The sequence below is a fragment of the Clostridium sp. AF02-29 genome, assembly GCF_934835585.1.
Lineage (GTDB): Bacteria > Bacillota > Clostridia > Lachnospirales > Lachnospiraceae > Otoolea > Otoolea fessa.
In genome coordinates, this window is record NZ_CAKVZK010000020.1 from 38,952 (window position 1) to 48,850 (window position 9,899).

Here is a 9,899-nt window from a genome sequence, read left to right on the forward strand (position 1 = left end):
GCCCGTCCCTATGCCAAAGAGAATTGTAAGAAACTGTCATAGACCACCTTTCCTTTTTATGGTATACTATAAGAACACAGACAGGCTTATAAAAACGTTTTCCGCTCTCTTTCTTGCTGTGTCGAGTCGGTGGCAAACTTTCTCGGCCTGTTATTACTATCTGACGCAAAAAACGACAGATAAATATGAATAAACAAAAGGTGAAAACTATGATGAGAAGAAATTCCTCCCTTGGAAGCGTTGGATTTTCTGCACGTGGCGGACGTTCCAGGCGACGGCACGGCGGTTCCTCCAAACTTCCGTATTTAATTTTAATCGGCATTCTGATTGTACTGCTTGGAATTGCCGCGTTCCTCTGGGTGCGCCGCTCTCCGGCAGAACATGTATCTTCGGTTCCAGCGGCAACCGAAACGGATTCTGAAAATGGAGTAATTTCCCTTGATAATGCATCTGCACCTGCTGATGACAGCCTCGAGGGTGTCATCGCTCAGGCAAAGCTTCTGGCAGACGGTTATGACTATGACGGGGCAATCAATCTCCTGTCCAGCAGTACATACGCATCTGACGAGTCCGTGACGGCAGCGATCGACGAATACAACGCCACCAAAGAAACACTGGTGCGCGCTGATCCGCGCAAGGTAACGCATGTATTCTTCCATACACTGATTATGGATACCTCGAAAGCATTTGACGGCGACAGCCGCGAAAAGGGTTATAATCAGGTCATGACGACCAAGGATGAATTTATGAAGATTCTCCAGTCGATGTATGAGCGCGGTTTCGTTCTGGTACGTCTGCACGATGTAGCATATGAGGTGACCGCAGAGGACGGTTCCAGGCATTTCCAGGAGGGCGATATCATGCTTCCGGAAGGTAAGAAGCCGTTCGTCATGTCACAGGATGATGTCTGCTACTACGAATACATGGATGGCGACGGATTCGCCTCCCGTATGATTATCGGCGAGGATGGCAAGCCAACGAACGAGATGAAGATGGACGACGGTTCTGTTTCCGTCGGTTCCTATGATCTGGTGCCGTTACTGGATGATTTCATCAAAGAGCACCCGGATTTCTCCTACCGCGGCGCAAAAGCGTGCATTGCTTTTACCGGTTACAATGGCATCCTGGGCTACCGCACCGATTCCGCCTACAATACTGACGAGTACAAAGCGGAACACCCGGATTTCAACTTTGAGGAAGAACGCGCCAACGCAGCAAAAGTCGTCCAGTGCCTGCGCGACGACGGTTTTGAAATTGCCTCCCACAGCTGGGGACACCGCAACATGGGTACGATCCCAATGGATAAATTCCGTGAAGATACCGATAAATGGGCAAATGAAGTCGAAACGCTGACCGGTCCGTGTGATATCATCCTCTTCCCGTTTGGAAGCGATATTGGGGACTGGCATCCGTATGATACAAGCAGCGAGCGCTTCCAGTACCTGTACAACAAGGGATTCCGTTACTTCTGTAACGTAGATTCCTCCCAGTATTTCGTCCAGATCGGCGACGATTATATGCGACAGGGGCGTCGGAATCTCGACGGCTACCGGATGTATTATGACCTTCCGGAAAGTGGAGTCGGCGGCGACCATTTGAGTGACCTGTTTGATGTCAACGCGGTATTTGACCGGTCAAGACCTACTCCGGTGCCGAAGATGACGGAGTAAGATAAAGCTGTAATCCAATTTTAAATAAAAGAAAGAGAAATCGAGCATTTGTTCGATTTCTCTTTCTTTTTTAAAAACCCCGGAGTCTTCCACACTCCGGGGCACACCTTTTCTTTCAAGCACAGCTTTCCGTTGCAAATCTTAGAACTGCACAATCTCCTCAATCGGCTCTGCCTTTTCCACGTAATCTGCATAAAGCATCGGACCTTCGCCCTCATACTCCGGCATATACTCATATTCTACGCGGGCACGTACTTTGACCCAGTCTTTCGTCTCAAGCAGACGGGCATTTTTTGCCTTGCACATGAAACCTAAGAACGTCATATCTGCCTCGCAGCAGGTCATCGCCATACGTCCAGGAACAAAGTTGTTCTTCGGGAAATCCGGGGTTTTCAGTACCATGCCGGTAAATTCAACGGTCTTTCCACGGTAACGATCCGGTTTATCCATCGCATCAATATACCAGATACCATATGCCTCCGGCGGAATCTCGATCACTTCGGCATTGACATCAAATGGAAGATCCGCTTCGGTCACTTCCTCAATTTCGCCCTCTGCGTCCTCAAATACGATCTGAACCTGCGGGTTCATGCCCTTTAAAGTACGGCGGTATACATCCAGATCCTCGATCTCGTCGCAACGGTTCATAATAATCATTTCCGTGTTGCGGACCATGGCACCAATCAATGGTTTCATGTTCTGCAGGTATAAATCAAATGTGGAACCATCGATGATCGTGATCTGCTGATACAGATCCCAATCGTTCGGAAGTTTCAGGGCATCCAGATTCCACATACCGTTCCACTCCATCAGAACTCGCTCCGGATTGTAAAGAAGCTCCAGATCCTGTAGGTATTCCGGCGTCAGCTTTTCCGCTTCCTCTATATAGACAACCGCTGTATGAGTCTGCTTTAAAAGCTCCTCATCATACTCTTCCTCGCCCTCTTCGCAGACAATCAGAAGTGTTTTTCCTTCGGTCTGGAAATAATCCTGCTGCATTGTAAATTTAATAAACTGGGTTTTTCCAGCTTCCAGAAAACCATTGATGAGAAACAACGGCATCTTATCTTCATTCATAGTTCATTCTCCTTGTATTTACGCGTTAAACGCTGCCTTCAGACCCTCTTCGTCCAGCTCGGCACCGATCACGCACACCTTTCCGGTAAAATCCGGTGCTCCCTCACGGATCTCAGCCTGCTCCGGAACCATATCAAAATGCAGCCATACACCCTTTTCTTCACTCGGAACCATGCCTTTCGCACGCAGAACCTCGCCGTATTTATCACCATAAGCCAGATCATCCAGAATCTTCTGCAGATCTTCTTTCTTCATCACGCCGACATTCTCCAAGCCCCAGCTTGTAAATACATCATCTGCATGATGGTGTCCTTCGTGATCGTGGTGGTGGTCATGGCAGCCACAGCCACACTCGTCATCATGGTCGTGATGATGATGCTCATGGTCATGATGATGGTGCTCATGATCGTGATCATGACAGCCACAATCGCAGTCATCGTCATGGTGATGATGCTCGTGATCATGATCATGGCAGCCACAGTCGCAGTCATCGTCATGGTGGTGATGCTCATGATCGTGGTCATGGCAGCCGCAATCGCAGTCATCATCGTGATCATGATGGTGATGATGCTCATGCATATGCTCTCTTGCCTCTTTCATCAGCTCCTCTGCCATATCATCTTCCTGCTCGATCATCTCAAGAAGCTGTGCGCCGGTCAGCTCGCTGCATGGAGTGGTCACGATGGTTGCCTTTGCATTGTGCTGACGAAGCATCTCAACCGCGCCCTGTACCTTCTTCGGATCCGCTACATCGGTACGGCTTAACACGATCGTGCCTGCATTTTCGATCTGGTTGTTGAAAAACTCACCGAAGTTCTTCATATACATACGGCATTTGTTGACATCTACCACGGTAACCGCACTGTTTAACATAACCTCAATCTCAGAAGCTACATTTTTTACTGCATTCATAACATCAGACAGCTTGCCGACGCCTGACGGCTCGATGATAACACGATCCGGCTGATATTTAGTCAGAACTTCCTCGAGGGAACGTCCAAAATCGCCGACCAGAGAGCAGCAGATACAGCCGGAGTTCATCTCACGGATCTCGATGCCAGCGTCTTTTAAAAAACCGCCGTCAATGCCGATCTGTCCAAATTCATTTTCAATCAGAACGACTTTCTCGCCTGAAATTGCTTCTTTTAAAAGCTGTTTAATAAACGTAGTCTTTCCTGCACCCAGGAAACCGGAAATAATATCAATCTTTGTCATTTTACTTACCTTCTTTTCTGTACAAATGTGTACTGACTGTAAATCATTGTCCGCCCGGTACCTGGCATCCCGGCAATGCATAGCTTTACATCGCCCGAATCTGCCGAAGTTCCGATCAGCCACTTATTATTTTACACAAATACCTAGTAAAGTCAAGCATCGGCAAAATCCCGTTACTGGGCGCGTGTGAACAGTAACGTTTTTAGCCTCACATATATGCAGCCTTTTTGAGACCAAAAACGCCCTATAAAGACACAGTAATCGTCCGCTTCCAGCTCGCCCCAGCATACACTGCCGTGATAAGCTCTGCCAGCCAGAACGCGTGCCAGACACCGGTAGGACCGATGATCCGGCTGAGCACAAATGCGATCGGAATAATAATCACGGCATAGCGCATCAGGGAAATTTTCAGAGATTTAAGTCCCATTCCAAGTCCCTCAAACGCGCCGGAAGCAATGACGGAAACCGTTGACATGACAAAGCCCGGGCTGATGAGCCGGAGCGCCGTTCTGCCGATCTCCACCGTCGAAGGCGTCTGCGTAAACAGCCCCATCAGGAAATCCGGCATCAGCTCGCCAAGCAGGGTTCCCGCTGTCATGATAATGCCAACAATCATGAAGGCCGCGCGGAAGATCTTTTTCACCCTCTCCTGCTCGCCTGCACCGTAATTGTAACCGATCAGCGGGCGCATTCCCTGCACCACGCCGCTGGCTCCCTGATAAAGCAGTGCCTGCAGCTTGTAGTAAACACCCAGCACCAGAATATATACCTGCGAAAATGGTGCCAGAATCGCATTGAGCGCCGTCAGAAGCAGGGATGTCAGCGCCATATTGAGTGTTGCCGCGATTCCGACTGAATACATACCGCCGCAGATCTCCTTCGTCGGACGCATTTCCCGCAGCGAAATCTCCACATTTAACGGTTTCACATGGTTTAAAATCAAATAAAACAGCAGCGACGCCGTCTGCCCGATTCCTGTCGCCCACGCCGCACCGCGGATTCCCAGTTCCGGCATGGGGCCTAAGCCAAAGATAAAGATCGGGTCCAGCACGATATTGACGCCGCATCCAATCAAGACGGCTGCCATCGATATTTTCATCTTTCCAACCGACTGGTAGACCTTTTCATATGCCATTCCCATCGTGTCGATCGTTGAAAACAGAAACACATTGCAAAAATACGTCAGTCCATAGGAAATCGTTACCTCATCGCTCGTAAACATCCGCAGGAAATACGGAATCACCGCCATTCCTAAAATCGTTAAAATCATTCCATGTAAGGCACTTAAAAATACTCCCTGCGATGCTGTCTGGTTCGCCATCCGTGTTTTTCCTTCGCCAAGGCGTCTCGCCACCATCGCATTGATACCAACGCCAAACCCAACCCCGGCTGCGTGCGCGAGGTTCTGGATCGGATAGACAAGCGAAACCGCCGTCATCGCGTCCTCACTGATCATTGCCACGAAAATGCTGTCCACGATATTGTAGAGTGCCCCGGCGATCATCGATATGATGACCGGGATTCCCATCGAAAGCAGCAGCGGGACAACTGGTTTTTCCTTCATGTAGGTCTGATCCATTTTTCCATCTCCATTCCCTTTTTTATTTTTCACTTTTCATGAGCGTTTCTGACACATTCTTCGCAAAAAAACACCTGGGGTTCTTCTTCAAAGCATTTCTTATCAAATAAAAAGAGACTACGGACTTTACTGTTTATCTCAGAAACAGTACAAACCCTATAGTCTCTTTAACGCTTAGACAAGCTATTCGATTTTCGTTTTCTATCGCCGACCAGCAACTCTGCAAGCTTTTGCTGGCGATCTGCCCATTCCGGCAACCGAATATTATTATAACCGCAAGCCATTTTATTTGTCAACCACTCCCCGGCAAATCATCGCGGCAAATTCCTGCTGCCACCACGTTTTCTTACGGCACTTTCGGTTCCAAAAATGCCTACCCGTGAACAGAAACATGAGCATACAGAATGTGTATGTTTTACAAAAAACATCCTATTTGCGGGCAGTAGCAGCTATCCCTCTCTGTATCAGCGAAAAGAGCAGAAACGCCGCCAGATCCACCACAACAACGCTCGCGCCCGCCGGTGTTGAGTACGTGTAGGACAGCACCATTCCTCCAAAGAAACAGATCAGCGACAGAATCCCCGATGCGATGACCACCCCCCGGAAGCTCTTGAACACCCGCATGGAGGTCAGAGCCGGGAAAATAATCAGACTGGAGATCAGCATCGCGCCCATCATCCGCATTCCAATCACAATCGTGATCGCGGTCAGAACCGCTATCAGCACGTTATAGAGCGACACATTGACGCCGGTCGCCTTGGCAAAGCTCTCATCAAAGGTAACCGCAAATACTTTGTTATAGCAAAAAAGATATAATCCAAGCACCACCATGGAAAGCACCGCCGCAAACTGGACATCTTCCCGGCTCATCGCGAGAATGCTTCCAAACATATAGCTGCTGACATCGGTCGTCATACCGGTTGTCAGGGAAGTTACGATAATACCGATTGCAAGCGCACTGGCCGAGATCATCGCAATCGCAGCGTCACTCTTTACTTTTCCATGTTCCGTAATCCGCAGCAGGAAAAATGCCGCCAGCACGACCACCGGAATCGAAACCTTTAAAGGTGACCAGCCTGCCGCCAGTGCAATCGAAAGGGATCCGAACGAAACATGGGATAAACCGTCTCCAATCATTGAGTAGCGTTTGAGCACCAGGCTGACACCCAGCAGAGAGGCGCAGAGAGAGACTAAAAGACCGCCGATCAGCGCCCGCACCATAAACGGGTATGATAACATTTCAGATATAATTCCCATCTTCTACACCTCCTTCTCCGCATTTCTGTCTTTCAAATGCTGTTTCGTTTCAGAATCAGTTTCCGAACCCATTTCCGGCTTCTGCATCTTCCTGATTCCATCCTTCTGCATCGGCACTCCGCATCTGTGTCCCAGAGTTGCCAGCTCTTCCCGTCCCAGGAAAGAATGAGCAATCTCACTCTTTACATATTCTTTCATCGTACCCCAGAACAGCGGCTTCTGCCGCATCTGCAAAATTTTTCCTCCCTGATGCACAATATTTGCCATATCATGGGAAACCATCAGGATTGCAACCTTTTCTTCCTGATTCAGTTTCCGGATCAGCTGGTAAAAATCCAGAATTGCCGACGGATCGAGTCCCGTGATCGGCTCATCGAGAATCAGCAGCTTATCCGTCGCACAGAGCGCCCGCGCGATCAGAACACGCTGTTTCTGACCGCCGGAAAGCTCTCGGAAACAGCTTTTTTCCAGATCGCGGATTCCCAGACGATCCAGATTTGCCCGCGCTTCTTTCTTTTCTTTCATCGAATAAAACGGGCGGCTGCCGCGTTTTCCCAGGCACCCGGAGATAACCACCTCAAACACAGTCGCTGGAAAGTCCTTCTGCGCGTCGGTCTGCTGCGGCAGGTAACCAATACCGGCTTTTTTTAATTCTTCCGAATATTCAATCCTGCCCGAAGTCGGTTTTAAAAGTCCCAGAATGCCCTTCATCAGGGTACTTTTTCCCGAACCATTTTCCCCGACAATGCAGATGTAATCGCCCTCATTTACCTCCAGGTTCACATCCAGCACCGCATCCTGGTTTTCATAACCAAAACCTACATGCTCACATTTTAAGAGTAATCCCATCTATAATTCCTTTCACTACTGCTCTACTCTTCTATTGTCATAAACATTCACCATGGCTAAAGACTTTTTCCCATAATCATCTATTCTTTTTATGACAATCCCTTTTTCAAGTTCTTTACGTTCTGCTCCATCAATTCCAGATAGGTAACGCCTGAATCAAACTGGTGTCTCGTCACATTGTGGCAGGAGTGGAACAACAGTGGTTCCGCGCCCGTCTCTTCCCCGATGATCTCCGCCACGCGTGGGCTGGAAAGCTCCAGGTAATAGACGGCTGGTATCTGTTCCTCCCGCACCTTATCGATCAGGTAGGCGATCGTCTTGGCACTCGGCTCCGTATCCGTACTGCATCCTGAAAATGCCGCCCTGTATTCCAGCCCATACTCATCGAAAAAGTACCGGAGTGGAAATTTATCACCGAAAACGACGAGACGGCGCTTGGCATGGGAGACAACTTCTCTGAATTCTGCATCCAATTCCGTCAATTTATCCTGATAGGACGCGCAGTTTTCCGCATAGGAAGCCGCATGCGCCGGATCTTCCTGTGCCAGCACCTCCGCCAGCACGCCAGCCAGCTTTTTCGCATTGACCGGGGACGTCCAGATGTGCTCGTCATATTCAATCTCGACGCCGTGACCATCGTCCTCATCCAGATACTCTTGAGCGTGATCTTCATCATGAACCGCCACATCTTCCATATCATGCTCTTCCTCGCTGTGAATATGCTCTTCTGTGTCGTGTTCTTCTTCACTGTAAACATGGTCCTCTGGCTCATGTTCTTCTTCACTGTGAGCATGATCTTCCGACTCGTGATCGTGATCACCCGCATGAACTGTTCCATCCGCATGAACATGCGTATGTCCATGATCGTGCGCCTCTCCATCTTCCATGCCCTCGACGATCTCCTCCTGCACTACATCCACGCAGTCCATCATCGTCACGACGCGCTTCGGTCCGGTGCCTTCCCCGAAGGAATCAAGCACCTGCGAAAGCCACTGTTCCATCGTACCGCCGTTGCAGACTAACAGATCTGCATTCTGGATCGTGATCATGTCCGCCGGCGTCGGCTCGAACGAATGGCTATCCATGCCCGCCGGAACGACCATCGTCAGCCGGATCGAATCCCCGGCAATCTGCCGGAGGAAATCGTAATACGGAAATAGCGTCGTCACAACGTTTAAGCGCGTATCACCAGACGCATCTGCCCCTTTTAACGGATTCGACGATGAATCCGATGCAGTTTCCCGCCGTGGCGTACACGCTGTAAGAACACAGGAAAAGGCAATCAAAAAAGCAAGCATCCATGATATCCATTTACATTTAAATCCATTCTTGTGTTTTACCATATTTCTTTTTTACCCTTAACTTCTTCTATATTCAGTAAATGTTTTTCAATAAACATTTCGAATTACTATTTCAAATATCATTTTCTTTCACAACTGTTTCTCTTTTCACAGCTATGAACAAACACAGACACTACTCCATTCTTCCATGTGACTCATTCTTTTTCTTCACAATCTCCGCTACTTCCGACGGATGTGCCACAATATACTGCGGGTGGCAGCCTTCCAGCTCTTCCCTGTTACGGAAGCCCCAGAGCACACCGACCGTGTCCATTCCGGCATTCAGCCCAGTTTCCATATCTGTATTCGTATCGCCCAGATACAGACACTCTTCCTGTTTTATACCCAGTTCCCGGCAGATGGCGAACGCTCCGTCTGGAGCCGGTTTTTTCGGCGTTCCCGCCTGCTCGCCGCGCACCACATCAAAATATCCTTTCCCAAAGAATGTCTCAATATTCACAATTGCCTGCTCATGCGGCTTGTTCGAAAGGACAGCCACATGTACACCCATCTTTTTTAACGACGCCAGCAGTTCCCGGATACCGTCATATGGCTCTACGTCTTTCAGGCAGTATTTAGAGAAATTCTCCATATAAATCGGAAGCGACGCTTCATAATGAACCAGCTTCTCATCTCCCGCCAGCACCAGCGCGCGCTTCATCTGCATCCGGTATCCATTTCCCACGATCCGTTTCGTTTCCTCCGGTGTAACATGGCGCAGTCCGAATGCATCCAATGTTAAATTTGTCACATAAGTCAGCGCATAAACCGTATTTAAAAGAGTTCCATCCAAATCAAATATACATAAGCGGTACATTGCGTTTCTTCCTTTCTGTTTCCATCTTTTCTTGTAACTTTTTTGTTACTGTTCACGCATACGTGCCCAGTAACGGAATTTGCCGTGGCTTCGCA

At 48.9% G+C, this 9,899-nt stretch carries 7 protein-coding genes and 1 pseudogene; 1 reads left to right on the forward strand and 7 read right to left on the reverse strand.

The genetic code is table 11. The features are described 5' to 3' along the window. Nucleotides 1–209 precede the first annotated feature (209 nt). Nucleotides 210–1,670, forward strand: coding sequence for a polysaccharide deacetylase family protein (locus tag PUQ60_RS06735; RefSeq protein ID WP_273380206.1), 1,461 nt, complete (start codon nucleotides 210–212; stop codon nucleotides 1,668–1,670). 141 nt (nucleotides 1,671–1,811) lie between these two features. Here PUQ60_RS06735 and PUQ60_RS06740 read toward each other — a convergent pair whose 3' ends face one another. The 7 genes and pseudogenes from PUQ60_RS06740 to PUQ60_RS06770 all read right to left on the reverse strand — a co-directional run bounded on the left by PUQ60_RS06740 (nucleotide 1,812) and on the right by PUQ60_RS06770 (nucleotide 9,804). After that, nucleotides 1,812–2,747: a GTP-binding protein gene (locus PUQ60_RS06740; protein ID WP_022359817.1), complete on the reverse strand. Its 936-nt coding sequence runs from the start codon at nucleotides 2,745–2,747 to the stop codon at nucleotides 1,812–1,814. A gap of 18 nt (nucleotides 2,748–2,765) precedes the next feature. Next, the gene (locus PUQ60_RS06745; RefSeq protein ID WP_273380208.1) at nucleotides 2,766–3,962 is read right to left on the reverse strand and encodes a CobW family GTP-binding protein; all 1,197 of its coding nucleotides are present in this window, start codon (nucleotides 3,960–3,962) and stop codon (nucleotides 2,766–2,768) included. Nucleotides 3,963–4,206: 244 nt separating this feature from the next. Continuing rightward, nucleotides 4,207–5,541 (reverse strand): MATE family efflux transporter, encoded by a 1,335-nt coding sequence (locus tag PUQ60_RS06750; protein ID WP_273380209.1) that lies wholly within the window; start codon nucleotides 5,539–5,541, stop codon nucleotides 4,207–4,209. Between the two features lie 429 nt (nucleotides 5,542–5,970). After that, nucleotides 5,971–6,798, reverse strand: coding sequence for a metal ABC transporter permease (locus PUQ60_RS06755; RefSeq protein WP_117796421.1), 828 nt, complete (start codon nucleotides 6,796–6,798; stop codon nucleotides 5,971–5,973). A gap of 147 nt (nucleotides 6,799–6,945) precedes the next feature. Continuing rightward, nucleotides 6,946–7,647: pseudogene (locus tag PUQ60_RS06760) on the reverse strand (ABC transporter ATP-binding protein); the annotation flags it as partial. An 89-nt stretch (nucleotides 7,648–7,736) separates the two neighbouring features. Continuing rightward, entirely contained in the window at nucleotides 7,737–8,945 is a 1,209-nt protein-coding gene (locus PUQ60_RS06765) for a metal ABC transporter substrate-binding protein (RefSeq protein WP_273380211.1), read from the reverse strand. A 175-nt stretch (nucleotides 8,946–9,120) separates the two neighbouring features. Further along, nucleotides 9,121–9,804, reverse strand: a complete 684-nt coding sequence (locus tag PUQ60_RS06770; RefSeq protein WP_273380213.1) for an HAD family hydrolase — start codon at nucleotides 9,802–9,804, stop codon at nucleotides 9,121–9,123. Between the last annotated feature and the right edge of the window lie 95 nt (nucleotides 9,805–9,899).

Coding starts and splice junctions, on each gene's coding strand:
- PUQ60_RS06735 (WP_273380206.1), top strand. CDS start 210: ATGATGAGAAGAAATTCCTCCCTTGGAAGCGTTGGATTTTCTGCACGT.
- PUQ60_RS06740 (WP_022359817.1), bottom strand. CDS start 2,747: ATGAATGAAGATAAGATGCCGTTGTTTCTCATCAATGGTTTTCTGGAA.
- PUQ60_RS06745 (WP_273380208.1), bottom strand. CDS start 3,962: ATGACAAAGATTGATATTATTTCCGGTTTCCTGGGTGCAGGAAAGACT.
- PUQ60_RS06750 (WP_273380209.1), bottom strand. CDS start 5,541: ATGGATCAGACCTACATGAAGGAAAAACCAGTTGTCCCGCTGCTGCTT.
- PUQ60_RS06755 (WP_117796421.1), bottom strand. CDS start 6,798: ATGGGAATTATATCTGAAATGTTATCATACCCGTTTATGGTGCGGGCG.
- PUQ60_RS06765 (WP_273380211.1), bottom strand. CDS start 8,945: ATGCTTGCTTTTTTGATTGCCTTTTCCTGTGTTCTTACAGCGTGTACG.
- PUQ60_RS06770 (WP_273380213.1), bottom strand. CDS start 9,804: ATGTACCGCTTATGTATATTTGATTTGGATGGAACTCTTTTAAATACG.